The sequence below is a fragment of the Roseateles sp. L2-2 genome, from assembly GCF_050613215.1.
GTDB lineage: Bacteria > Pseudomonadota > Gammaproteobacteria > Burkholderiales > Burkholderiaceae_C > Roseateles > Roseateles noduli.
The window spans coordinates 3,305,304-3,329,099 of record NZ_CP192509.1; the positions used below are offsets into that span (position 1 = coordinate 3,305,304).

19 protein-coding genes are annotated in these 23,796 nt (G+C 70.8%); 8 read left to right on the top strand and 11 right to left on the bottom strand.

Going from position 1 to position 23,796, the window contains the following annotated elements:
• Positions 1-61: 61 nt before the first annotated feature.
• From sctV to ACQZ13_RS14855, 3 genes are read right to left on the bottom strand one after another with little or no spacing between them, the layout of a single operon-like run.
• Positions 62-2,128, bottom strand: coding sequence for a type III secretion system export apparatus subunit SctV (gene sctV, locus ACQZ13_RS14845; RefSeq protein WP_431045639.1), 2,067 nt, complete (start codon positions 2,126-2,128; stop codon positions 62-64).
• Complete coding sequence (gene sctU / locus ACQZ13_RS14850; RefSeq protein ID WP_431045641.1) at positions 2,125-3,246, bottom strand: type III secretion system export apparatus subunit SctU; 1,122 nt, start codon at positions 3,244-3,246, stop codon at positions 2,125-2,127. Before sctU ends, sctV begins: the two co-directional genes overlap by 4 nt.
• A 3-nt stretch (positions 3,247-3,249) precedes the next feature.
• Positions 3,250-3,969, bottom strand: coding sequence for a GNAT family N-acetyltransferase (locus ACQZ13_RS14855; RefSeq protein WP_431045643.1), 720 nt, complete (start codon positions 3,967-3,969; stop codon positions 3,250-3,252).
• Positions 3,970-4,448: 479 nt separating this feature from the next.
• Here ACQZ13_RS14855 and ACQZ13_RS14860 point away from each other — a divergent pair, with 479 nt between their 5' ends.
• The 4 genes from ACQZ13_RS14860 (at position 4,449) to ACQZ13_RS14875 (ending at position 13,692) form a co-directional block, all read left to right on the top strand.
• Entirely contained in the window at positions 4,449-5,993 is a 1,545-nt protein-coding gene (locus ACQZ13_RS14860; protein WP_431045645.1) for a helix-turn-helix domain-containing protein, read from the top strand.
• 9 nt (positions 5,994-6,002) lie between these two features.
• The gene (locus ACQZ13_RS14865) at positions 6,003-6,707 is read left to right on the top strand and encodes a hypothetical protein (protein ID WP_431045647.1); all 705 of its coding nucleotides are present in this window, start codon (positions 6,003-6,005) and stop codon (positions 6,705-6,707) included.
• Positions 6,708-6,968: 261 nt separating this feature from the next.
• Entirely contained in the window at positions 6,969-8,108 is a 1,140-nt protein-coding gene (locus ACQZ13_RS14870; protein ID WP_431045649.1) for a hypothetical protein, read from the top strand.
• A gap of 307 nt (positions 8,109-8,415) precedes the next feature.
• The gene (locus ACQZ13_RS14875; protein WP_431045651.1) at positions 8,416-13,692 is read left to right on the top strand and encodes a hypothetical protein; all 5,277 of its coding nucleotides are present in this window, start codon (positions 8,416-8,418) and stop codon (positions 13,690-13,692) included.
• Here ACQZ13_RS14875 and ACQZ13_RS14880 read toward each other — a convergent pair.
• Positions 13,661-15,259, bottom strand: coding sequence for a sensor histidine kinase (locus ACQZ13_RS14880; protein ID WP_431053248.1), 1,599 nt, complete (start codon positions 15,257-15,259; stop codon positions 13,661-13,663). The two genes, ACQZ13_RS14875 and ACQZ13_RS14880, sit on opposite strands and share 32 nt — an antisense overlap.
• Positions 15,260-15,261: 2 nt before the next feature.
• A complete protein-coding gene (locus ACQZ13_RS14885) occupies positions 15,262-16,083 on the bottom strand; it encodes a response regulator transcription factor (RefSeq protein ID WP_431045653.1) in 822 nt (273 codons plus the stop codon).
• Positions 16,084-16,260: 177 nt separating this feature from the next.
• On the opposite strand from ACQZ13_RS14885, the gene msrB reads away from it, so the two are divergent.
• Genes msrB through msrA form a run of 3 tightly spaced genes read left to right on the top strand, consistent with a single transcriptional unit; the run spans position 16,261 to position 19,558 of the window.
• Complete coding sequence (msrB, locus tag ACQZ13_RS14890; RefSeq protein WP_431045655.1) at positions 16,261-16,794, top strand: peptide-methionine (R)-S-oxide reductase MsrB; 534 nt, start codon at positions 16,261-16,263, stop codon at positions 16,792-16,794.
• A gap of 40 nt (positions 16,795-16,834) precedes the next feature.
• The gene (locus tag ACQZ13_RS14895; RefSeq protein WP_431045657.1) at positions 16,835-18,754 is read left to right on the top strand and encodes a cytochrome c biogenesis protein DipZ; all 1,920 of its coding nucleotides are present in this window, start codon (positions 16,835-16,837) and stop codon (positions 18,752-18,754) included.
• Positions 18,755-18,784: 30 nt separating this feature from the next.
• On the top strand, positions 18,785-19,558 hold the full coding sequence (gene msrA, locus ACQZ13_RS14900; RefSeq protein WP_431045659.1) for a peptide-methionine (S)-S-oxide reductase MsrA: 774 nt from the start codon (positions 18,785-18,787) through the stop codon (positions 19,556-19,558).
• A 24-nt stretch (positions 19,559-19,582) separates the two neighbouring features.
• On the opposite strand, the gene ACQZ13_RS14905 is transcribed toward msrA, so the two are convergent.
• Positions 19,583-19,717 carry a hypothetical protein gene (locus ACQZ13_RS14905; protein ID WP_431045661.1) on the bottom strand — a complete coding sequence of 45 codons (135 nt, stop codon included), beginning with the start codon at positions 19,715-19,717 and terminating at the stop codon, positions 19,583-19,585.
• A gap of 132 nt (positions 19,718-19,849) precedes the next feature.
• On the opposite strand from ACQZ13_RS14905, the gene ACQZ13_RS14910 reads away from it, so the two are divergent.
• Entirely contained in the window at positions 19,850-20,701 is an 852-nt protein-coding gene (locus ACQZ13_RS14910) for a LysR family transcriptional regulator (RefSeq protein ID WP_431045663.1), read from the top strand.
• A gap of 4 nt (positions 20,702-20,705) precedes the next feature.
• Here ACQZ13_RS14910 and arsH read toward each other — a convergent pair whose 3' ends face one another.
• From arsH to ACQZ13_RS14935, 5 genes are all read right to left on the bottom strand, one after another.
• Entirely contained in the window at positions 20,706-21,473 is a 768-nt protein-coding gene (arsH, locus tag ACQZ13_RS14915) for an arsenical resistance protein ArsH (RefSeq protein ID WP_431045666.1), read from the bottom strand.
• Positions 21,466-22,164 (bottom strand): aquaporin, encoded by a 699-nt coding sequence (locus ACQZ13_RS14920; protein WP_431045668.1) that lies wholly within the window; start codon positions 22,162-22,164, stop codon positions 21,466-21,468. The genes arsH and ACQZ13_RS14920 overlap by 8 nt, the downstream gene beginning before the upstream one ends.
• A gap of 4 nt (positions 22,165-22,168) precedes the next feature.
• Positions 22,169-22,681: an arsenate reductase ArsC gene (locus ACQZ13_RS14925; RefSeq protein WP_431045670.1), complete on the bottom strand. Its 513-nt coding sequence runs from the start codon at positions 22,679-22,681 to the stop codon at positions 22,169-22,171.
• Between the two features lie 13 nt (positions 22,682-22,694).
• Positions 22,695-23,045, bottom strand: a complete 351-nt coding sequence (locus ACQZ13_RS14930; RefSeq protein WP_431045672.1) for an ArsR/SmtB family transcription factor — start codon at positions 23,043-23,045, stop codon at positions 22,695-22,697.
• Between the two features lie 165 nt (positions 23,046-23,210).
• Positions 23,211-23,621 carry a response regulator gene (locus tag ACQZ13_RS14935; RefSeq protein ID WP_431045674.1) on the bottom strand — a complete coding sequence of 137 codons (411 nt, stop codon included), beginning with the start codon at positions 23,619-23,621 and terminating at the stop codon, positions 23,211-23,213.
• Between the last annotated feature and the right edge of the window lie 175 nt (positions 23,622-23,796).

Consider the following 23,796-nt stretch of genomic DNA (forward strand, 5'->3'; position numbering starts at 1 on the left):
GCGAACCGGTCACGGTCGGGAAGGCGGTCACGATCGTCACGTCAGTTTCAGGACCGGCCGATCAGGCCGCGACGCGGCCCAGCGGCCGCAGCTCGACCTGGTTGCCGAGCTCCTGGTAGGAGTAGACGCGCAGTCCCTCCAGGCGCGACTCGATGATCTTCTTCACGTAGCGCCGGATGTCCATCGACGTGATCACCGCCACGCCGGCCTCGGGCGCCTCGCCGGCGATGCGCATCACCTTCTCGGTGATCGCCGCGGCGCTCTCCGGCGGCATCGCCAGGTAGTTGCCCGTGGGCGTGGGCTTGATGCACTGGCGGATGGCCTGCTCGACGCCCGCGTCCAGCAGGATCGCCGACACGTAGTTGCGTCCGGCGCTGGCCTCGAACGCGAGATAGCGCCCGAGGTCGCCGCGCACGTACTCGGTCAGCAGCAGCATGTCCTTCTCCTTCGGGCCCCAGGTGATGAGGCTCTCGAAGATCGTGCGCACGTTGCGGATCGGCACCTGCTCCTCGAGCAGCCGTCGCATCACCTCGGCGATGCGCTGCACCGGCAGGATCTTCTGCACCTCGGCGACCAGGCCCGGATAGTCCGCCGTCGCCTTGTCGACGATCCACTGGATCTCCTGCACGCCCATGAACTGGTGGGCGTTGCGGCGCAGCAGCAGCATCACCTGCCGCGCCATGACCTGCTCGATGTCCAGGCACTTCGCGCGCTCGGTCTCGGGGATCTGCGCGGGCGGCAGCCAGCGCGAATCGGGCTGGTCCAGCAGCGCGCCGTGCGTCGCCGCGGAGGCCGCCCAGGGCTCGCCCGCCAGCGCTGCCGGCACCAGCATCAATCGGCCCGGCAGTTCGATGTGGCGCACCGGCACGTCGTTGATCAGCACCTCGAAGCGCAGGTCCTGCAGCGTCGCCTCCACCCACATGCACACGCCGGGGAAGGGCACGCCGAGCATCGACTGCAGCTGGAGCCGTTCACGCTCCACCGCCTGGTCGAGCATGTGCGGCAGCAGCAGCTCGGCCAGCGCCGGCGACATGCGCACGGCCAGTGGCCGCGAGAAGTGCGGTGCTTCTTGCATGATGGACGGCGCGTCGCCCTTGGCGCCTTCGCGCTGCAGCGCGGCGATGGGCGCGGACACGCTCTGCGCCTCGCCGCTCTTGCGCTGGCGCGCCAGGTACCGGCCCGCCAGCGCCAGGCCCACGCCCAGCGCCAGGAACTGGATCGCCGGGAACCCCGGCACCGCTGCGAACGCCACCGTCAGCCCGGCCGCGAGGTACATCGCCCGCACGTTGGCGGTCATCTGCGCGACGATCTCCTGACCCAGCGAGCGCGGCTTCTTCTGATGCTCGTCGGCCACGCGGGTGATCAGCACGCCGGCGGCCACGCAGATGAACAGCGACGGGATCTGCGACACCATCGCGTCGCCGATGGACAGCACCGCGAAGCGGTTGGCGGCCTCGCCCGCGGTCATGCCGTGGTACATGATCCCGACGACGATGCCCGCCAGGATGTTGACCAGCGTGATGATCAGGCCCGCGATGGCGTCGCCCTTGACGAACTTCATCGCGCCGTCCATGCCGCCGTGCATCTGGCTTTCCATGCCCAGCAGCGCGCGCTTGCGGCGCGCCTCGTCGCCGGTGAGCAGGCCCGCGCGCAGGTCGGCATCGATGCTCATCTGCTTGCCGGGCATCGCGTCCAGCGTGAAGCGCGCGCCGACCTCGGCGACCCGTTCCGATCCCTTGGAGATCACGATGAACTGCACCACCGTGATGATGATGAACACCACGATGCCGACCACCAGGTTGCCGCCCACGACCAGCTCGCCGAAGCTCTCGATCAGATGGCCGGCGTCGGCGTGCAGCAGGATGGACTTGGTCGACGCGATGTTCAGCGACAGCCGGAACAGCGTCGTGAACAGCAGCAGCGACGGGAAGGAGGACAGCGCCACCGCGTTCGGGATGAACAGCGAGGTCATCAGCAGCAGCACGCTCACCGCCAGGTTGACCGCCAGCAGGCTGTCGATCAGCACCGTGGGCAGCGGCAGGATCATCAGCCCGACGATCGCCACCACCAGGAAGCTCATCGCCAGGTCGTTGCCGAGGGTGCTCTTGTCACCCAGTGCCTTGCTCATGCCTTGCTCCCGCTTGGTTTGGCGCTGCCGCCGCTACTGCCGCCACCACCGGCGCCACCGCCGCCTGCGGGCTTCCCGCCCACGCCGTCCAGCATCGCCACCCAGCGCAGCACGGTGGCGACGGCCTCGAACAGCGCCTCGGGCACCGTCTCGTTGACCGGCATCTTGAACAGCGCGCGCGCCAGCGGCGGATCGCCGACGATGGGCACGCCCGAGGCCTCGGCGATGCGGCGGATCTCCATCGCCTGCGCGTCCGCGCCCTTGGCGACGATCAGCGGCAGCGGCGTCACGCCGGGCTGGTAGCGCAGCGCGACGGCGTAGTGCGTCGGGTTGGTGACGACCACGGTCGCGTTGGGCACCGTCTTCTTCGGATCGCTGTTGGCCATCTCGAAGGCCAGGCGCTTGCGCTGCCCCTTGACCATCGGATCGCCTTCCATTTCCTTGTACTCGCGCTTGAGCTCGTCCTTGTCCATGCGCTGGTCGCGGATGAACAGCCAGCGCTGCAACGCGAAGTCGACGGGGCCGAGCACGACCAGCGCGATCACCGCCGCGACGAAGAGCTTGAGCATCGCCGTCCACGCGACGGTGGCCACGCCCATCGGCGTCTGCGTCGCGGCGCCGACCATCAGCGGGACCAGCCCCATGGTGATGATCGCGATTACGCAGCCGACCAGGATGGCCTTGAACACGGTCTTGATGAACTCGATGATGGAGCGCATCGAGATCAACTTCTTCAGGCCGGAGCCCGGGTTGACCTTGTCGAAGTTGGGCGTCAGCGGCTCGAAGGTGATGTTGAAGCCGACCTGCGCGAAGGACGCGATCAGCCCGACGAAGATCGCCGCGACGACGAAGGGCAGCACGATCCACAGGCCCTCGATCGCGATGTCGTAGGCGACGGCGAACACGTCGCTGTCGGTCTTGGCCTGCAGCCCGACGCCGCTGGCCAGCGAGAACAGCCGCTCCAGGTGGCTGAGCGCGGTGGCGCTGGCGGCGCTCAGGCAGACGGTGATGACGAGCAGTCCGGCCGCGGCGTTGATGTCCTGGCTCTTGGGCGACTGGCCCTTCTTCTTCGCGTCGTCCAGCTTCTTCTGACTGGGCTGTTCGGTCTTCTCACCCATGGCTCAGGGCGCGGAGGCGGGCGTGGTGGTCATGGCATCGACCGGGGCCGGCTGCGTGTCCTCGAAGTCCGGTGGAATGTCCGCCAGCGTCATGCCCAGCAGCACCATGTCGCGGCGCTTGCCGAAGGCGGTCACCGCGCCGGGCAGCGCGCCCCAGGTGTCGAAGCCGGCCCGGCGCAGCACGGACAGGCTGGCCGCGTTGTCGCTCCAGACCATGGCCATCAGGCGGTCCACGCGCCATGTCGGCGCGTTGTCGACGAGGTACCGGATCAGCTGCGAGCCGACGCCGCGCCCGCGCCAGCGCGGCGCGACGTAGTAGGCGAGCTCGAACAGTCCGCCCAGTCCGGGCCTGTCGTGCAGGCCCAGCGAACCGAGCCAGCCCACGGTCTCGCCGCGCTGCGTCGCGACCATCATCGGGCGGCTGTGGAACTGGTGCAGCTCGATCTGCAGTCTGGCCATCGGCACGCTCATGGGGCCGACGTAGTTGGTGTGGCGCACGGCGTCCTTGTCCTTGACCAGCGCGAGTTCCGCGGCGAGCCATCGTGCGGCCTCGACCTCGCTCACGCCTTCGGGCTGATAAGGCTGGGTGCGCAGCGAGGCGTTGTAGATCGCCGCGACCGCGGCCGCGTCCCGCGTCGTCGCGGGCCGCAGCGCGATGACGTCCGCGTTCGGGGCGGACGCCGCGGGGGCGTGGTTCTCGGCGAGCGGCAGGGCTAGGGACACGGGGGCTCCTCGGGGTTGAGGCGCACTGTCCCTGCGGGCGATGACGACGGGCGAGGAGGGGGCGAAGCGATTTGCGCGGAGGCGAAATCGAGGCCGTCTTACTTCTACTGCCGCTGGCCCTCACCCCCGCCCTCTCCCGCAGTGCGGGAGAGGGAGTGAGAGTGCACCGAGCCATTCGGAGCAGGAGCACTGGGGTGGCTCCCTCTCCCGCACCGCGGGAGAGGGTGGGGGTGAGGGCTAGCGGCCGTGGAAGTACGCAAGCCCTGACCCTCCCTCTTCCGGGCACTTCGTGTTGAGGATTGTTGAGGATGTCATCGTGAAGATATGAGGCTGCCGAAGCGGTCGTCTGCCTAGCATGAGCCAACGCCGAAACGAACACGGCGGGCGATGCCTCCGCGATGAAACCGTGATCAATGCACGCTCACACGCATCCGGATGTATCCGACTACGCACTCGATACGCATGGAAGAGGAGTTCACATGTTGTTGCTGACCCTGGGCAGTCTGAGACTCGTTGAACAGGATGGGGACGTCGCCGACGCGGTCGCGCGCGGCGATGTGCAGGAGGCCTTGCGTCTCGGACTGGGCCGGCTCGATCGTGGGGCAGGCGGCGATCCCGAGCGGCTCGCGGCGCTGGGCCAGGTGCTCGGTCAGGCGCTGCTGGTGGCGGGCCGCGACGAGCAGGCCGAGGAACTCTTCCAGAAGCAGCTGCGCCTGTATGAAGGCCTGCCGCGCGCGCAGGTGCGCTGGCTGTCGTCGATGGACCGCGGCTTCCTGTTCCTGCACCTGAACAAGCCCGGTCGCGCGGCCGAGACCTTCAACGTGATCGCCGATGCGGACGACGCGCCGCTGGCGCTGCGGGTCGAGGCGCTGGCCGGCATGGCGCAGGCGATGCAGTCCATGGGCGAGCACCGCCGCGCCGCGCGCACGCTGGCTTTCGCGATGGCGCTGGCCGAGACGAGCTCGGCGCCGCGCCTGATGATGCCGTTGCTGACGGCGATCGAGCTGGAGCTGCAGGTCTGCCGCGCGCTGCGTCACTACGACGACGTCGCCGCCGCGGAGCTGCCGCGCGACCGCGACGTGCGCGGCGCGCTGCGCTCGTCCGCGATCGCGCTGGCGGCGCTGCCGGGCGTGGTCGCGCGCCTGGAGTTCCTGCTCGCGCTCGTGGCGCATGAGCCGGCGCTGGTCGGCGCGGAAGGCGTGGACGGCCTCTTCGACGGCGTGCGCTGGTATCGCGACCGCCGCCTGACCCCGATGGAGGAACGCGCGCGCGTCGAGGCCGCGCTGGCGCTGCTGGACCGCGGCCAGGCGCGCACCGCCTACGACATCCTCGGACCGCTGGCCATCGACGATGCGCGCCAGCTCCACCATCGCCATGCGATCGAGCTGCGCTACTGCGCGTCCAAGCTGCATGCGATGAACGGCCGCCACTCCGACGCGCTGCGCTGCTATCGCCAGCATGCGCAGCTGTCGCTGGCGCGGCTGCGCTTCGAGCTGACCCGGGTGCCGTACTCGCGCTTCCTGGAGCAGCAGGAACGCGCCGAGCAGGCCGACGCCGATCAGCTGCGACTGCCGCCGCGCTATCGCCGCGCCTATCAATACATCCTGGACCACCTGCACGACCGCGCGCTGTCGGTGCGCCGCATCGCCGCGGAGATCGACGTCACCGAGCGCGCGCTGCAGATGGCCTTCCGCGCCAACCTCGGCCTGACCCCGGCCGAGGTGATCCGCAAGCTGCGCATGGCCTGCATCCGGACGGAGCTGCAGCAGATGTCGGGTCGGGACAGCGTGCTCGCGGTCGCGGCGCGCTGGGGCATGGCCAACCGCTCGACGCTGGCGCACAACTACCGCCAGCAGTTCGGCGAGACCCCCAGCGCCACGGCGAGCCTGCCGAGCTTCGCGGAACTGCCGTCGATCGCCGCGACGGTGGCGGCGGCGGTCGCCGGCGGTGCGGGCGCAGGGATCGTGGCCGTCGCCGCGGTCGCAGAGACCAGCCGGCGCGAGTTCTCCGTCGACGGCGTCTGAGGCCGCGCCATGCGCGGCGATCCGCCTCGACTGCCGACGCGACCCGCGGCGGCGGCGTCGACGTCCTCCACGGGATCCGCCGACGAGGTCCGGCCGCTGCCGGGCGATCCGTCGGCACGTCGACGCGACGAGGCCAGCGGTCGCCGTCAGGCTTCCGCCAGCCGGCTGATGGGCGCGGTGACGCGCCATCTGCTGGACGAGGAGGAGGACCGCGTCACCGGCGAGTCGTCGCGCGACGTGAGCTCTGGGACGGCGCAGACGGCGTCGGCCCACGGGTCTGAGAGCGCAGGGAAGAGCGCCGCGAAAGCGGGTGCGCGGGCGGCAAGCGGCGGTGGCAAGAGCAAGGCGCCTCAGCGCGGATTGCCCGGACCGGTGACGCGCCGCGGTGCGTCGTCGGCGCATCGAGCCGCGCCGCCCGAAGACGACGTGTGGGCGCAGGGCGTCGATGCGGCCGACGGCGCGGGCCGCATCGTCGGTCCCGAATCGCGCGTCCAGCCGCGTCGCAGCGCCGCGCGCATCGACGGCGTCCGGCCGGAGGCCATGGAACGCGTCGGCCGCTCGCCGCGCATGCGCATCGCCAGCTGGGGCGCGGTGCTCGCGGCGATTGGCGCCCTGGTCGTGATGATCGCGGCGGGCTGGCTGGACGTCGCGCCCCAGCAATCCTCCGGCGATGCGGGCGGGGAGAGCACTCCCCAGCACGGGGAGACCCGTTGACTGCCACGTCCGCTGGCCCTCACCCCCACCCTCTCCCGCAAGCGGGAGAGGGGGCCCGACCGGGTCCACTCGCAGCGTCGCCTCCTCTTCCCCCTCTCCCGCTTGCGGGAGAGGGCTGGGGTGAGGGCCAGCGGCCTGTCGTGAGCCAGGATCAAGGGACGGCGCGCCCCCTTCGCATGGTCGAAGGACGCTTCGTTCCGCTGTTACCTTCCGATGCGAATCCATCCACAGTGGTGTGAAAACGTATCAGGAGGAACGTTGATGTTCGATGTCCAGGGGAGGGTGCCGGTGCTGCCGATATCGGGCGGCCTGGCGATGAACGACGCCGCGGGTCTCTTTGTTACATCCAACACGCCGCAGCCGGCCGTCAGCGCCCGTCTGCGTGCGCGACAGGCGGCGCAATTGGTGCAGGCCCGCAAGGCCTTGCGCGTGAAGGAACTGGCCGCCGCCATCGAGGCGATGCAGGACGCCCGTCAGGCGCTGCCGCTGCGCATGGACCAGGTGCTGGCCGCCGAAGCCGCACAGGCCGAATGCGAGGCCGCGATCCTCGGGATCCAGCAGCAGGTGACGGCCACGCTGGGCGCCGCCGGGACTGAACTGGCCGCGCGGCAGGCCGCGAGCAACCGGGCCCAGGACGCGCTGGACGACGCCATCGGGAGCCTGAGGCGCAGCGAGGAGCGGATGAGCAAGCGCTCTCCCGGGCTGTCGGAGCACGCTGTCGCGCTGGCGCGGGCGACTGGGGCCTACCGGGAGGCTCAGGCGGCGGCGCTGGCGCGCCGCGACGCGGCGCGGGAGACGGAGATGCGGCTGCGCGACGCGATGGTCGCGTTGAGCCGGACCGCCCGCATGCATTCGCTGGCCCTGGCCTCGCTGGGCAGCGCGGCCGGGACCGCACTGGAGCATGCGCGGGCGGCGCTCTCCGAGCACCGACGCGCGGTCGCCGCGTCGGCGCGCGTGGTCGAGGACATCGGCCACACCGACGCCGCGCACGACGCGTTCACGGCACAGCAGACGCGCCACGCGCGCAGCGTCCAGGCGCACGCCGACGCGATGGCCGCCATCTCGCCCGGGGCGCGGCTGCAGTGGCAGGCGCAGGACTGCGGCGCGGCCATCGCGGTGCAGCGGGTCGAGCTGCGCCGGCGCGCCGGCGAGGTCGACGCGGAGCACATCGTCGTGGTGATGCGGCGCAACGACCTGATGCGTCATCAGGGCGCCGAGGCGGCTGCGGTCCAGAACCGGTCTGCGCGGCGCGGCGCCGCGGCCCACGCGGACCAGCGCGCCGAGACCAGCGCACGGCACTTCGAGGATCAACGCGAAGCCGCCGACGTGGCCGCTGCCACGATCGAGCAGGCGATTCACCGCCTGCGCGAGGTCTTGACCGACCTGCCGCCCCGGACCTGACCGCAGCGTCGGCAGCCGTCGCTGCTTCATTCCTGCCACCGCCGCTGGCCCTCACCCCCGCCCTCTCCCGCAAGCGGGAGAGGGAGTGAGAATGCACCGAGCCCACCGCATGGCTCCCTTCTTGCTCCCTCTCCCGCTTGCGGGAGAGGGCAGGGGTGAGGGCCAGCGGACTCGGCAGTCAACCAGCTTCGGCGCGCCAGCGCCTCCCCGAAGGACTTCGCTTCATCGACCAGCGCTTCGGCTCGCGGCGATAGCCCGAACGGACCGCGTCCCACAGTGTTGAAAAAACACATTCAGGGGACGGTCGATGGTCCAGTTCTTCGCGCGCAATCGCGGCGGCTTGCCGCCGCCGCCCCTGACCACGCCGCCGCCCACCACCGGCGGCACGCAGGCCACGACGACGCAGAACGCGCCCCCGCAAGGCGCGCTGCAAGGCCTGGCCCCGACGACGACAGGCACCGTGGCCACCCGGCAGACCCCGCGGCCGCGGATCAACCTGTTCGGGCGGTCCGGCGCCGCGCAGACGCAGGCACAGCCCCAGACGCCCCCTGTGCTGCCTGACATCGCGACCGCGATGACGCAAGCCCACGGCGCGCACGGCCAGGTGGCGGCGCGCGTCGACGGCGAGGCTGCGGCCAACGCCGCGCTCGGCAAGCGCCAGCAATCGATCCAGGATCTCCAGCAGCGCGGCACCGCCGCGACCACGGCCGCAACGGCCGAAGCGACGCTCCGGCAGAACGAGCAGACCGCCGCGCACACGCTCGCCGGCCTGACCTCCGCGGCCTTGCCCGGACTCCAGACGGCCGTGGACGGCCACCAGACCGCGCTGGACACCGCACTGGCGCAGGCGCCCGGGCTCGACGCCGCCGTGCGCAACGCCCAGAACAATCCCGCCCTCGCCGCGGCAAGGACGACCCTGGAGAACGCGCAACGCGCCCTTCAACGCGAACAGAACTCGCCGCCGGATCCGACGCCGCCGGCGCAGCCCGCAGCCCCCGGCGGGCCTCCTCCCGGCCCCACCCGCGACCAGCGGATCGCGGCGGCGACCGCGGCCCGCGATGCCGCCGACGCGGTCTTCCAGCCCTTGAGTCAGGCGGTCACCACGGCGCAGACCCAACGCGACCAGAACAACACCGCCATCGGCGCGCACAGGACGCAACTCGCAACCGCCCAGGCGAACCAGCGCACGGGCATCGCCGCGGATGACGCTGCGCAGCAGCGGCTGACGGCGGCCAACGCGGCCGTCACGCGGCTCAACACCGCGAGCGCGACCCTGACCACGCTGACCGCCGCGAACTCGCCCCAGCAGACGGCCCTGCAGGCCCATGCCACGGCGGCGCAAGCGGCCGTGCCCGATGCCGCTGCCGCCACGCAGGCCCATCGCACGCTGGCCCAATCCACGGCCGAGGCGGCGGAGCGCACCCGCACGGCCGCCACGGATCGGGACGCGCTGACGAAGCAGCAGGCGATCAGCACCGCGGCGGACAACGCCCATGCGCAGGCGGATGCGCGGCTGCAGAACGGCGGCGACCTGCACACCCACCATCAGAACTGCGAGCAGGCGGTGACCGCCGCGCAGAACGCGATGCCGCAGCCAGTCCCGGGGTCGCCACCGCCCCCGAACAGCCGGGCGCTGCAGCAGGCCCTGAACGATCGGACCTTGTCGCAGACCGCCCTCAATACGCAGGCGGGGGTGGTGGGACAGCTGCTCACCGAGGCCAACACTCAGCGCACCGCCCTGATCGCGCGCCAGCAGGCCGTGGCGGCCAGCGGGCCGCTCGAAACCGCCGCCAATCTGCAGCGCGATCAACACCGCACCGCGGCCGACAACGCCGACGCCGCCGCGCAGACCAGCGCCGGGGCGCGCGATGCGCTCAAGCCCGCCGCCGACCAGGCGCAGCATCAGATCGAGCACGCGATCGACGCGTTGTGCGAGGAGATCCGTCCCAAACCCGCGCCGCCGCATCCGGACGAGCGCACGCGGGTGGGCGTGGCCAAGGACAACCTGCTGAGCCGGCCGCTGGCCGCGGTGGAGCGGCGCATGGCGCCGGTGAAGGTCGACTTCGCGCTGGGATCGATCACCGGCTCCACGAGCGGCACGGCGCCGACCAAGTTCAACAACGGCGTTCCACCGGCCCGCACACCGACCGACACGGTGCTGAGCGACGGCGCCCTGAAGCGGGTCGACGCGCACGTGAAGGTCGCCGCCGGCGGCGCGGCGAATCTGCTGACGGACGCGTCCATCCGGACCAAACGCCCCGCGGAGACGCCCGCGGCCTTCGGCAAGGCCGAGGCCTTCTCGTCCGAGGTCGGCCGCATGTTTGCGAGCGGGACGCACGCCACCGAGTCCACGCCGCTCGGCACGACGCTGGCGCAGGCGCTGCTCAACCATCCCAATCCCGACCCGGCGGGCCGCCCCGACGGCCATCCGCTGCGTCACGAGCAGGCGCTGCTGATCGCGACGACGCTGCGCACGGTCACCGACGATCCCGTCGTCGCCGCGCATGTCTACAACGCGCTCTGGAACGGCGGCGGCGGTGTGACGCCGTCGGGCACCGTTCCCCGTGCCCCGGCACAGTCGCCGCTGGCCGGCGTCACGATGGCGCCGGCCGGGCCGGAGGTGCCCCGGCTCGCCAACGAGGCCAGACGCGCGCTCGCCGCGACGTCCGGCGGCATGCAGGCCCTGATGGATCTGCAGGGCCTGTCGCTGCCGCCGGCCGCTCCCATGCCGGCGGCACTCGGCCCCACGCCGACCCCCGCGGCCCAGGCCGCCCACGCCACGGCGCTGACCGCATTCCAGACGCGCCAGCATGCCGAGCGCGCGGTCGAGCACTACAAGCTCGGCCTGCGCGCCGAGAGCGCCTTGCTCGCGCAGGGTCTGCAGGTCGGCGGCAACCAGACGCAGGCCGACTTCCGCACCGCCATCACGACGCCGCCTGCCGGCGCCACCGCGGCCAAGCAAGCCGAGCACGCCAAGCTGGTCGACCCCGCGCGCCTGGGCACCGGCAACCAGCGTCGCGGCACGATGCGCCGCGGCGATCCGGAGCCCCGGTCCACGCTGCCCGCACAGGCCTTCCTCTACGCCGCGGACAACGTGAACCGCGCGCAGGGTACGCCGGAGGTGAACACGGCGATGAAGCCCGCCTACGTCGCGCTGCGCAACGGCTTCACCGAAAGCGGCTCCGGCACCGACTTCCACCTGATGGCCAAGCGGCTGCACAAGTTCTGCCGGTACATCGATCTCGCCTGCAAGACGCAGGTCGCCGGGCCCGGCGTGTCGAACTCGCTCCGCACGCAGATCGATGCCGTGCTTCATCCGGGCGATTCGATGCGGCGCATGGTGGGCAAGGACAAGACGCCGCTCAAGACGCTGATGCAGGCGGGACCGCTGGGCTCGGAGATCGGCACCGTGCCGGGCGAGCATGCCAAGCGGCTCAAGGGCGCGCTGGACCGCAGCAAGACGCTGCTGATGAACGACGTGCGGGCCAACGCCGGCGCCATGACCGTCGACCAGCGCACGGACGCGGTGATGCGGCTGGCGATGATGGATGCGTGGCACGCGAAGGTGCCGCCGGGCGCCGATCCGCTGATCGACCTGACGCAGGGGCTGCGGCTGAGCAAGGCCGAGATCGAGGCGGCCGTGACCCGCGTCAACCACGAGATCTCCAATCCGCCGCCGGCGCCGGGAGCGGCCGCGCCGCCGCCCGTGGCGCCGCCCGTGCTGACCCAGCGCCTCATCGACACCGCCGTCGCCGCGCAGGCGGACAAGACGCTGCTGCCCGGCACGCTGAACGACTGGGTGGAGGCAGGCCAGCTGAGTGCGTCCGGCGCGCCCGGCACGATGCCGCAGGCGACGCCGACCGCGACCGCGGCCCAGATCTCGACGGCGGTGGAGACGCTGCAGACGGACCTGAAGGTCCTGCGCGGCAAGGCCGCGATGGACAGCGAGCTCGACCAGCTGCAGCGCGACTTCAATGCCGCCACGCCGCAGGCCCGGCAGGACATCCTGCGCAAGGTGCTGGTCACCGTCGTCGCCGGGGGCGACATGACGGACTACAGCGACGGGCGCAAGTTCGGCCTGGGCGGCATGTTCGGCTACGGCGTGGCCAGCGTGGACGGCATAGGCGGCTTGACGACCGGCGTCACGCCGGTGGGCGAATTCAACGTCGACCACAGCCGCACGGCGGTGCTCAAGGCGGGCGTGGCCTCCAACACCGGCGTGATCTTCCTCGGCAACGAGACCAAGGTGACCGAGATGCTGGGCGGCGGCGTGCGCGTGGGCGCGCAGGTGGGTCAACTGGGCGGCAACGTGCAGGCGATGGCGCGCCTGGGCGGCGCGCACCTGTTCAGCAAGGGCTTGATGATCCGCACCAACAAGTCGGGCGTGGAGCACCAGGAGCTGACGGCCTCGCTGACGCCCGCGCAGTCGGCGGCCATGCGGGCGCCCGAGGGCAGCTGGAAGCGCATGAGCGAGAAGACGGTGGACTCGATCTTCGAGCTCGCCGCCCAGAACGGCCCCGGCGGGCCGGGCAACGCGCCGGCGCGTCCCGCCAACGGCGGCGAGATGTGGGCGCAGATGGTCGGCAAGGTCGGCGACTACCGCGACATCTCCTTCGGCTGGAACGAGGGCAAGTCGCACCAGGTCAACGGCTCGCTCAGCGCCGACGGCAGCGGCAGCGGCAAGCTGGGCAAGGGCTTCGGCGCCTCGGGCACGGCGGGCGTGGCGCTGCGGCACACCTTCATGAACCGTAGCAAGGCCAAGGACGAAGCCGGCGCGACGCAGACGGTGCAGGCCGGCAGCGGGTCGCGTACCTCGCTGGGCGCGACGGCCAGCGTGGGCGTGTCGCATCCGACCATCAAGCGCGACAACCAGCCCGACGTGGGCGTCTTCGCGCGGCACAAGGTCGGCGTGGAGACGGAGCTGGTGATCCAGGCCAAGAACGGCTTCGTCCGCATCACCACGGAAGACGGCAAGGTCAAGCCGAACATCTCCTACAAGCACCGCGAGTACGCCGTGCAGGACGACTTCATCAAGCTGGTGAACAAGGAGAGCGGCGAATGGCAGGCGCGGCTGGGCCAGCGCGGTCCGGACGGCGTGCTGCGCGGCGGGGACGAGGCGCTGAAGGGCTTCGTCCAGCAGATGGTCAACCTGCCGCCGGGCAACAACCGGCTGTTCATCGAGCGCAAGTGCCTGACGCCGGAGGCGGCGGAGACGATCAACGCCTGCCTGGACCGGATCAAGGCGCTGGAGCGGCCGCCCGCCCCGGGGGCGCCCGCGGACGCGGGGGCGGCGGCGCAGGTCAAGGACCTGCACAAGCAGATCGCGGCGCACGTGGAGGCGGAGGCCAGCTGGCAGCCCTTCCGCCTGTTCGTCAACGAGTCGAATCAGCGCGCGAAGGACGCGTCGGCGGCCACCGGCGAGTTCCGCGCGACGCCGAAGTCGGCGGCGGACAAGGAGGCCGGCCCGCAGGGCATGGCCGAGAAGCTCCTCGCCGGGGGCAAGATCACGATAGGCGGGAAGATCAATACCGCCCACGGCGGGCGGGACCTGATCACGATCGATGCGCAGCCGGTGCGGGTGTGAGGCCGGCGCCAGGGGCTGGCGTCGGGGTCAGGGCTTGCGGCAGGGCGAACTCGAACGCGGCGCCCGGCGCGTCCAGCAGCCGGATCTCCGCGCCGTGCAGGGCCAGGATGCGGTGGACGATGCGCAGGCCCAGGCCGCCGCCCCGGCGCGCACCGTCGACGTTGAACGGGCGCTGGAAGAGGTCCGCGCGTCGCGCCGGGTCGATGCCCGGGCCGGTGTCGGCGAGGCGCACGCGCACCTGTGCGGCGGCCGGTGAGAGCCTCTGCTCGGTGGCGTGGCCCGGCATCTGCGCGGAGGGTGCGGTCCTGTCGAGCGTCACGCGCACCTCGCCGCCTGCGGGCGTGTGACGCAGCGCGTTGTCCAGCAGATTGGTCAGGACCCGTTCGATCAGTCCGAGGTCCGCTTCCACCGGCGGGACCGCGTCGTCGAATTGCGCGCTCAGCGTGACCTCGCGCTGCGCGGCGATCAGCTCGAACTTCTGGAAGACGTCCTGCACCAGGTCGGTCAGCTGGAACGACTCGAACTGCGGCTCCACGAACCCTTGCTCCAGCCGCGCGAGCTCGAACAGCGAGCGCGCCAGACCGCCCACCGCGGTGCTTTGCTCGATCGCGATCTCGAGGTAGCGGCGGCGCTGGGCCGCGTCGAGCTGACCGTCCTTGAGCAGCAGCGTCTCGAGGTAGCCGTGCAGCGAGGACAGCGGCGTGCGCAGGTCGTGGGAGATCGTGGTCACCATCTCGCGCCGCTGCTCGTCCTGGCGGGAGAGCCGGCGCCATTGTTCGCCGATGCGCGCGGCCATCTGCGAGAACGCCGCGCGCAGCACGGCGATCTCGTCGCGTCCCGGCGCGGCCGACGATGGCTGGTCGACGAGCAGATCCGGCGCCGTCGCCGACGCGTCGCTGCCGTCGTTGCTGTCATCGATGTCGTAGCGGCGCACGGCTTCTGCGAGCCGCCGCAGCGGGCGCGTGATCAGGCCGAAGGCGATCAGCCCCGCCGCCAGGCACAGCAGCGCCACGATGGCGATGGACCACAAGGCCGCGCGCAGCGCGTTGCCGGTCGCGTCGAGCCCGGCGAGCCGGTCGTGGGCCTCCCCCAGCAGCACGACGTAGACGAAGCCCGCGTCGCGGTCGCCCACGCGCAGCGGCGCCGCGCTGAAGACCTTGCGGGCGGTGCTGCGCGGATCGTCGCCGGTGATCGGCAGCGGCGCGCGGTCGAGGAAACGGCGGATCGGATCGAGGTCGACCCGCTCCCGCACCAGCCGGCCTTGCGGCGCCGCGTGCTCCACGACGCGGCCTTCGGTGTCGAGCAGGTAGACCTCCACGCTGGGATTCACCGCCATCAGCTGGCCGAAGAGCCGCCGCACCGCGCCGGGCATCGGGCCGCGCTCGTCCATCAACGGCGCCTGCGCCGCGATGTGCGCGGCGAGCTGGCGGGACAGGCCTTGCACCACCTCCTGCTCGTGCATCCGGCTGGAGCGCACCTGCAGCCAGGCGGAGGCGCCGGAGCACAACAGCAGCAGACCCGCGAAGACCAGCGCGAGCCGCTGGGTGAGGTTCAGGTTCAGGCGCATCGTCACGCGCCGGTCTTTCCGGAGGAGGCGGGCGGCGTGGGCAGCGTGGAAGGCGTGGAAGGCGTGGAGAGTGTGGCTGCGGCGGCTCCGGCCGGCGGCGCCATCTTGTAGCCGCGGCCCCAGACGGTGAGGATGCGCGCCGGGTTCGAGGGGTCGGACTCGATCTTGGCGCGCAGCCGGTTGATGTGCGTGTTGACCGTGTGCTCGTAGCCTTCGTGGTTGTAGCCCCAGACGGCGTTGAGCAGGTCCAGCCGCGAGAACACCTGGCCGGGCTGCCGGGCGAAGAAGAAGAGGAGGTCGAATTCGCGCGGCGTGAGCTCGAGGGTGCGACCGTCCAGCTGCGCGAGCCGCGCGACGGGTTCGATGACCAGGCCCTCCAGGGCCACGCTGCCGGCGTCCTGCCGCGCGCTGCGGGACATCGCCTCGGCACGGCGCAGCAGCGCCTTCACGCGCGCGACCAGCTCCAGCACAGAGAACGGCTTGGCCAGGTAATCGTCCGCGCCCAGCTCCAGGCCGAGGATGCGATGCAGCTCGCCGCCCCGCGCGCTGATGATCACGATGGGCACGTAGTGCGGCATCGCCCGCGCGCGGCGGCAGATCTCGAGGCCGTCCACGCCGGGCAGCATCACGTCCAGCACCAGCAGGTCCCAGCCGCCTTGCTCGGCCAGGCGCAGGCCCTCATGGCCGTCGGCGCAATGCACGACCTCGTAGCGCTCATCGCGAAGATGCAGCGCCAGCAGTTCCGCGATGTGCGCATCGTCCTCTACCAGCAGCAGACGCTTGGGCGGATGCAGGGACGCGGATGCGGCCTGGGAGGGCGGCATGGACGGCTGTTTGGAAGGATCGCTGACCATGGCGGCCATTCTCTCCGCTGGACCGGCCGCGGCGGCGGCCCGGAGTTCTCACATTTATTTGAACTTTGCGTGAGGACTTCGGGAGGTCCGCTGCGTACGCTGACGGCCATCGTCCCTGTGGAAGGGACCTGGAGCAGGAGCACCGCCATGAGCACACGACGCCGATTCCTCGTCCTGGGCGGCACGGCCGCCGGAGCCGTCCTCGTCGGCGCCGCCGCGCGCCATTGGCCGTCGGCGGCCGCGCCGGGCCTGCTGCCCGCGGCGCAGGCGGCCTCGACGGCGGAACGTTTCGAGGTCGTCTTCACCGACGCCGAGTGGCGGGCCAAGCTGTCGCCGGCCGGTTATGCGGTCCTGCGCCACGAAGGCACCGAGCGCCCGTACAGCAGCCCGCTCAACGATGAGCACCGGCGCGGCATCTTCGCCTGCGCGGGCTGTGCGCTGCCGCTGTTCTCGTCGACGACGAAATTCGACAGCGGCACCGGCTGGCCGAGCTTCTGGCAGCCCCTGCCGGAAGCGGTGGGGATACGCACCGATTCGACGCTGGGCATGGCGCGCATGGAAGTGCATTGCCGGCGCTGCGGCGGACATCTGGGCCACGTGTTCGACGACGGGCCGCGTCCCACCGGGCTGCGCTACTGCATGAACGGCGTGGCGATGACCTTCGCCGCGGCGACGGCGTGACGCGTCGCACCTCAACGATCTTCAGACTCCGAACCTCCCAATGCTGCTGCTTCTCCTGACCTACCTCGGCGGCGTGCTGACCATCGTCGGCCCCTGCATCCTGCCGGTGCTGCCGTTCGTCTTCGCGCGCGCCGGGCAGCCGTTCACGCGCTCGGTGCTGCCGATGCTCGCGGGCATGGCCTTGATGTTCACGCTGGTGGCCACGCTGGCCGCGGTCGGCGGCGGCTGGGTGGTCCGCGCCAACCAGGCGGGGCGTGCGGCGGCGCTCGTGCTGATGGCGGTCTTCGCGCTGGCGCTGCTGTGGCCGCGACTGGCGGATGCCGTCGCGCGTCCGTTCGTCGCGGTAGGCGATCGCCTGTCGTCGCGCGCGCAATCGTCGACGTCGGGACGCGGCGGGCCGTGGTCCTCGTTCGTGCTCGGCGTCGCGACCGGACTGCTGTGGGCGCCGTGCGCGGGCCCCATCCTCGGCCTCGTCCTGACCACGGCGGCGCTGCAGGGTGCGGGTCTCCACACCAGCCTGCTGCTGCTGGCCTACGGCCTGGGCGCCGCGACCTCGCTGGCGGTCGCGCTGCTGGCGGGGCAACGTGTGTTCGCCGCCATGAAGCGCCACCTGGGCAGCGGCGAGTGGTTGCGTCGCGGCCTGGGCGTCGCGATGCTGGCGGGCGTCGCGGCCATCACGTTCGGCCTGGACACCGGGGCCCTGTCGCAGTTGTCGATCGCGTCCACGGGCGGTTTCGAGCAGCGCCTGCTGGAACGCCTCCAGACTGAAACGTCGCCGACTGCGATGGCGCCTGCGCGGCAGTCGGCCATGATGGCTGCCGCGGGCACCGACACGGCGATGGCACCGAAGAACGCGATGCAGGGTGCCATGCAAGGGGCGATGACCGGTGCGATGTCGGGCGCCATGACCGGTGCCGCCGAGGGCTCGGGCGGATCCGGTGGATCCGGCGGGGCCATGATGATGTCGGCCGGTCATGGCGGCGCGGGCGCGTTGCCGGACCTGGGCGGACTGCCGTCGCTCGGCGGCGCCGTCGAGTGGCTGAACTCCAAGCCGCTGACGGCGGAGTCGCTGCGCGGCAAGGTCGTGCTGATCGACTTCTGGACCTACTCCTGCATCAATTGCCTGCGGTCCTTGCCCTACGTGAAAGCCTGGGCGGAGAAGTACCGCGACCAGGGGCTGGTGGTCATCGGCGTGCACGCGCCGGAGTTCGCCTTCGAGCGCGACGTCGACAACGTCCGCAAGGCCGCGCGCGACCTGGGCGTGACGTATCCGATCGCCGTCGACAACAACTTCGCGATCTGGCGCGCTTTCGCCAACCGCTACTGGCCGGCGCATTACTTCATCGACGGGCAGGGGCGCGTGCGCTTCCAGCATTTCGGCGAGGGCGAGTATGCGAAGTCGGAGGCGGTCATCCAGCAGCTGCTGCGCGAGAACGGCAGCGCCCCGATGGACGGCGGCATGGTCGACGTGAAGGCCCAGGGTGTTGAATCGGCCGCCGGCAGCCAGGAAGTCGGGTCCCCCGAGACCTACGTCGGCTACGAGCGTGCCGAACGCTTCGTGGCCAAGCCGGCTGCCGTGCGCGACCAGCCGGCGGCCTATGCGGCGCCCGCGCAGCTGGCGCTCAACGACTGGGCGCTGGACGGGCAGTGGCGCGTCGGGCCGCAGCAGGCGACCGCGCTCAAGCCGCAGGCGAGGGTGGTCTACCGCTTCCATGCGCGGGACCTGCACCTGGTGCTGGGTGCGCCGACCGGCAAGACCGTGAGATTTCGCGTCACGCTGGACGGTCAGCGACCGGGCAACGCCCATGGCATCGACGTCGATGCCGACGGCAACGGCACCGTCGGCGGCCAGCGCCTGTACCAGCTGATCCGGCAGGGCGACGGCCCGTTGAAGGACCGCGACTTCAGCATCGAGTTCCTCGACCCCGGCGTGCTCGCCTACGCCTTCACCTTCGGTTGAATCGGCCCTCGCGGCCATGAAAGGATGACCATGATCAACCCTGACCCCTCACGTGCAGCCGGCCTGTCGGCTTCGGAGGCGTTGAAGGCCTCGAAGGCAGCGAGCCGCCGGCGCCTGCTGCTGCTGGGCGCGCTGTCGGTGCCGCTCGTGTTCCTCTGGAGTCAGCGATTGGCGCTGGGGCGCCCGGCCAATGCGACCGTGATCGCGGCGCCGACCTCGGACGTCGCCGCCGTCACCGGCAGGACCACGGAGACCGCGGTCTTCGCGGGCGGCTGCTTCTGGGGCGTGCAGGGCGTGTTCCAGCACGTGACGGGCGTGACGCGCGTGGTGTCGGGCTATGCCGGCGGCAACGCGGGCACCGCGCATTACGAGATGGTGGGCAGCGGCATGACGGGCCACGCGGAGGCGGTGGAGATCACCTACGACCCGCGCCAGGTCAGTTACGGCGCGTTGCTGCAGATCTTCTTCTCGGTCGCGCACGACCCCACGGAGCTCGATCGCCAGGGACCGGACACCGGACCGCAGTACCGTTCGGCGATCTTCCCGCGCGATGCCGAGCAGGCGCGCGTGGCGCAGGCCTACATCGCGCAGCTGGACAGCGCGCGCTCGTTCCCGAAGGCGTTGGCGACGAAGATCGAGGCGGGCAAGGCGTTCTATCCTGCGGAGGGCTATCACCAGGATTACCTGGAACTCAACCCGCGCGAACCGTACATCGTGATCAACGATCTGCCGAAGGTGGATCAGCTCCGGCAGCTGTTCCCGCAGCGCTGGCGGGCGAAGGCGGTGCTGACGCGCACGCCGTGACGGCGCGGGCAGCGGTGGGGCGACTCAGTGGATGTACGCGTCGTCGCGCAGGCCGCTGAAGAGCCAGGTCAGCAGCTTGTCCAGCCATGAAGGGATCGCCTGCTGCCGGACCGGCGCTGCGCGGCGGGTGTGGATGGCGTGCGTCGTTGCGGATCTCATGACGGGCTCCTGTCGCCTCTGATGGGCATGTCGATGCCGCCATCGTCGATCAGCGTTGGATGCAGGTAAAGCGAGTCTTATTGCTGCTTGAGTGCAGAATAGTTGCATTCATTCGCAACGACGAGGACTCCGGTGGACATCACGCTGGCGCGCACCTTTCTCGAGATCGTGGCCGCGGGCAGTTTCGTCCGCGCTGCTGAGACCCTGCACGTCACGCAGACGGCGGTGAGCGCGCGGGTGCGGACCTTGGAGGAACAGCTCGGCACCGTGCTGTTCGTCCGCAACAAGGCCGGTGCGACCCTGACGCCCGCGGGCGAGCAGTTCACGCGCTACGCCTCGATGCTGGTGCAGGTGTGGGAGCGCGCGCGTCACCAGGTGGCACTGCCGCCGGGTCGTGAATCGGTGATGACCATCGGCTGCGAGCTGAGTCTCTGGGATCCGCTGCTGCTCGACTGGCTGCTGTGGATGCGCACGTCGGCGCCGCATCTGGCCCTGCGCACCGAAGTCGGCTTCCCGGCCGACCTGATCGATCGCGTGGCGTCGGGGACCCTGGACGTCGCCGTGGTCTACGCGCCGCAGCAGCGGCCGGGGCTGCGCATCGAGTTGCTGCTCGAAGAGAAGCTTGTGCTTGTCACGACGCGCAAGCGCGGGCAGAAGCTCGATCCCGAGGACTATGTCTACGTCGACTGGGGCCCGGAATTCGCGGCGCAACACGCGCTGGCCTTCCCCGAGATGGGGCACGCGGGCGTGTCCGCCGGCCTGGGTCCGCTGGGGCGCGAATACGTTCTGGCCGCTGGAGGCTCCGGCTACTTCCGCCTGGCGGTGGTGCGCAAGCACCTGGAGAGCGGCAAGCTGCGCCGCATCCGCGGCGCGCCGGAGTTCCTCTATCCGGCCTATGCGGCGTTTGCGGAAGGGGCGGACATGACGGTCGTGGAGCCAGCGTTGGAAGGGCTGCGGCACGCCATCGGGGCGGGCGCGCAGTGAGCCTTCAGGTGCAGCAGCTGGATGACTTCGAGCCGCAGCCGGTCGCCGCGCCCAGCTCGACGCGCGTGGCCAGTTCCGCCGCGGTCTCCTTGCGCTCGCTGTAGCGGTTCAGCAGGGAGGGGCCGAGATCCCGCGTCAACAGCGTGAACTTGACCAGCTCTTCCATCACGTCGACCACGCGGTCGTAGAAGGAGGACGGCTTCATTCGTCCGTCCTCCGTGAACTCCGCGAACGCCTTGGCCACCGACGATTGGTTGGGGATGGTCAGCATGCGCATCCAGCGACCCAGCACGCGCAGCTGGTTGACGGCGTTGAAGGACTGCGAGCCGCCCGACACCTGCATCACGGCCAGCGTCTTGCCCTGCGTGGGGCGTACCGATCCGGTCGACAACGGGATCCAGTCGATCTGCGCCTTCATGATCCCGGTCATCGCGCCGTGCCGCTCGGGCGAGCACCACACCATGCCCTCGGACCAGGCGGCCAGCTCGCGCAACTCGCGGACCTTCGGATGCGTGTCGGGCGCATCGTCCGGCAGAGGCAGGCCGGTCGGGTTGAAGATCCTGACCTCCGCACCCATGCGTTCGAGCAGACGCGCCGCCTCGAAGGTCAACAGGCGGCTGTACGACCGCTCGCGGAGCGAGCCGTACAGCATCAGGATGCGCGGAGGGTGGCGTGAGGGCGCGGGCGCCGTCAGCCGATCCCGCGAGGGGGTCTCCAGCAGGTCCTCGTTCAGCGCCGGGAACGTGGCATCGGGGAAGAGGCGATCAGACATGGTGTGCAGGATCCGGTGGATGAAGGGAAGCTTTCCGGCCAGCGGTGCCAGGCGATGACAGCAGTCGATGCGCGCCGACCGCGAGGGCCGCGCCGATGAACTCGGAGACGATGAAGCCCGGTGCGCTCGCAGGCGCGATGCCGGCGAAGCTGTCGCTGAACAGGCGACCGACGACGGCGGCGGGATTGGCGAAGGATGTCGACGCCGTGAACCAGTACGCCGCGCCGATGTAGGCCGCGACCATGGCGGCCACCCGCGTCGGAGGCGCGCGCAGGATGACGAGCAGCAGCCCGAAGGTGGCGACGCCTTCCGCGATCCATTGGCCCGCGCCGCCGCGCACCTTGGTGGAGAACTGCAGCAGGCTCATGTCGAACATCGCGTGGGCGAGCCAGGCGCCCAGGACGGCGCCGATCAGCTGGGCAACGACGTAGGTCAGGAGCGCGCCTCTCGTGAGTTCGCCTCGCCACGCCATGACGGCACTGACGGCGGGATTGAAGTGGGCGCCGCTGACCGGGCCGAACACCTCTATGAGGACGTACAGACCGCCCACGGTGGCGAGCGCGTTGGCGAGCAGCGCGACGGCCATGTTGCCGCCGCACAGGCGCTCCGCCATCACGCCGGAGCCGATCACGATGGTCAGCAGGAGCGCCGTTCCCAGCAGTTCGGCGAACAGCTTGCGAGGCAGCGTCATCGCGTCAGCTCCGGGCGATCTCGCCCAGCGCCTGCCGGAGCTCCGCCCGGCTCATCGTCGCCAGGGGCAGCTGCGCGAGCTGCAGCATGCGATAGCCGATGGCCTGCCGTGTCAGCTCGAACGCGCGGCGTTTCCCTGCGTCGCCGCCTTCGGCATTGGACGGATCCGGATAACCCCAGTGCACCTTGACCGGTTGCCCGGCGCCGCCGAAGAAGACCGGGCATTGCTCGGCCGCGGCGCTGTCGCACACGGTGATGACGATGGACAGCGGCGGAGCGTCCGAAGTGGTGAACTCGTCCCAGCTCTTGCTCCGGAGACCCGTCGTCTCGACGCCGGCAGTCGCCAACGCGTCGATCGCCAATGGGTTGATGCGGCCGCTGGGCGCGCTGCCCGCGCTGAAAGCCCGCAGGTCCTTGTCGAGCCGTCTCGCCCAGTGATTGAGCATGCCCTCGGCGAGGACGCTTCGGGCGGAGTTGTGTGTGCACAGGATGAGCACGTTGCAGAACGTCGATGCCATGGCGGTTCTCCGGTCAGCAGCCGCAACGGCTCGATGTGGGCGGCGATGCCGGGAGCGATCCCGGCGCCACGGCACAGGGCGCGCCCTGGCAGCAGTTCTCCGTGAGGTACGCGAGCAGCGCGTTCATCTGCGGGTAGACGGCCCGGTAGACCACGTTCCGTCCGACCTGTTCCGACGTAACCAGTCCCGCTTCGTTGAGGTCCTTGAGATGGAAGCCCAGCTTGGCGTAGGCGACACCGAGCATGTCGACGAGCGCCCCCGGCGTCAGGCCTTGCTCGCCCGCCACCACGAGGGCACGGAACGCGTCGAGTCGGATTGGATGTGCCAGGGCGCCTATGCCGGCCAGCGCAGTCGTCTTGTCCATGATCGACATTACAACAAAACTTGTAATGTTGGGCAAGCCAATGTCCGGTGTGACGGCGGGTGCCGGCGCTGGACGATCAAGAGGAGCAAGGGGCGATCGAGGCGATGGGCCGCCTCGATCTGCGGGGACGCAACGCAGCGCGACGCGCTGCTCAGCCCGGCGACCTCAAGCCGCCACGGCCAGCTGTCGGAGCTTGGGGAGGTTGAACGTCAGCGGCGTGTCCGAGAACTCGCGCAGCGTGTCCAGCAGCGCGTCCAGCTCGAACTCACGGCTGTAGAAGGCGTTCAGGCCGGCGTCCATGCAGCGTGGTCCGAACAGCGCCTCGTCGGCGTTGCTGATCGCGAAGGCCACGCCGCGGAAGCCCGACTTGCGCATGCGGGCCACCGTGTTCAGGCCGGAGCCTTCGCTCAGGGCCACGTCGCAGATGACGATGTCGGGCTGGCACAGCGCCGCGGTGATCACGGCGTGCTCCTCACAGGCGCACTGGGCCACGACGACGGCACCCGGCACCTCGGCGAGGCGATAGCGCAGGGTGGCGATCCACGACGGGGAGGGGTCGACAAGGAGGATCTTCATGGCGTTGGGCTCGGTGCGATGGCGTTGCGGCAGTGTGACCCCGGCCCCCCTCGCGCGGTATCTCCGGACTTCGGTGCCCCGCGTCCGGTTTGCCCCGTACTGCGTGTCAGCAAATCACCGACAGCCGAGGCCATCGCCCGCGACGTCACCCTCTGTGTCGCCCTCCGCGTCGCTC

Excerpts from the sequence above, each read along its gene's own strand:
- sctV (WP_431045639.1), bottom strand. The coding sequence starts at position 2,128 with ATGAGCAAGGCACTGGGTGACAAGAGCACCCTCGGCAACGACCTGGCG.
- sctU (WP_431045641.1), bottom strand. The coding sequence starts at position 3,246 with ATGGGTGAGAAGACCGAACAGCCCAGTCAGAAGAAGCTGGACGACGCG.
- ACQZ13_RS14860 (WP_431045645.1), top strand. The coding sequence starts at position 4,449 with ATGTTGTTGCTGACCCTGGGCAGTCTGAGACTCGTTGAACAGGATGGG.
- ACQZ13_RS14865 (WP_431045647.1), top strand. The coding sequence starts at position 6,003 with ATGCGCGGCGATCCGCCTCGACTGCCGACGCGACCCGCGGCGGCGGCG.
- ACQZ13_RS14870 (WP_431045649.1), top strand. The coding sequence starts at position 6,969 with ATGTTCGATGTCCAGGGGAGGGTGCCGGTGCTGCCGATATCGGGCGGC.
- ACQZ13_RS14875 (WP_431045651.1), top strand. The coding sequence starts at position 8,416 with ATGGTCCAGTTCTTCGCGCGCAATCGCGGCGGCTTGCCGCCGCCGCCC.
- ACQZ13_RS14880 (WP_431053248.1), bottom strand. The coding sequence starts at position 15,259 with ATGCGCCTGAACCTGAACCTCACCCAGCGGCTCGCGCTGGTCTTCGCG.
- ACQZ13_RS14885 (WP_431045653.1), bottom strand. The coding sequence starts at position 16,083 with ATGCCGCCCTCCCAGGCCGCATCCGCGTCCCTGCATCCGCCCAAGCGT.
- msrB (WP_431045655.1), top strand. The coding sequence starts at position 16,261 with ATGAGCACACGACGCCGATTCCTCGTCCTGGGCGGCACGGCCGCCGGA.
- ACQZ13_RS14895 (WP_431045657.1), top strand. The coding sequence starts at position 16,835 with ATGCTGCTGCTTCTCCTGACCTACCTCGGCGGCGTGCTGACCATCGTC.
- msrA (WP_431045659.1), top strand. The coding sequence starts at position 18,785 with ATGATCAACCCTGACCCCTCACGTGCAGCCGGCCTGTCGGCTTCGGAG.
- ACQZ13_RS14905 (WP_431045661.1), bottom strand. The coding sequence starts at position 19,717 with ATGAGATCCGCAACGACGCACGCCATCCACACCCGCCGCGCAGCGCCG.
- arsH (WP_431045666.1), bottom strand. The coding sequence starts at position 21,473 with ATGTCTGATCGCCTCTTCCCCGATGCCACGTTCCCGGCGCTGAACGAG.
- ACQZ13_RS14920 (WP_431045668.1), bottom strand. The coding sequence starts at position 22,164 with ATGACGCTGCCTCGCAAGCTGTTCGCCGAACTGCTGGGAACGGCGCTC.
- ACQZ13_RS14925 (WP_431045670.1), bottom strand. The coding sequence starts at position 22,681 with ATGGCATCGACGTTCTGCAACGTGCTCATCCTGTGCACACACAACTCC.
- ACQZ13_RS14930 (WP_431045672.1), bottom strand. The coding sequence starts at position 23,045 with ATGGACAAGACGACTGCGCTGGCCGGCATAGGCGCCCTGGCACATCCA.
- ACQZ13_RS14935 (WP_431045674.1), bottom strand. The coding sequence starts at position 23,621 with ATGAAGATCCTCCTTGTCGACCCCTCCCCGTCGTGGATCGCCACCCTG.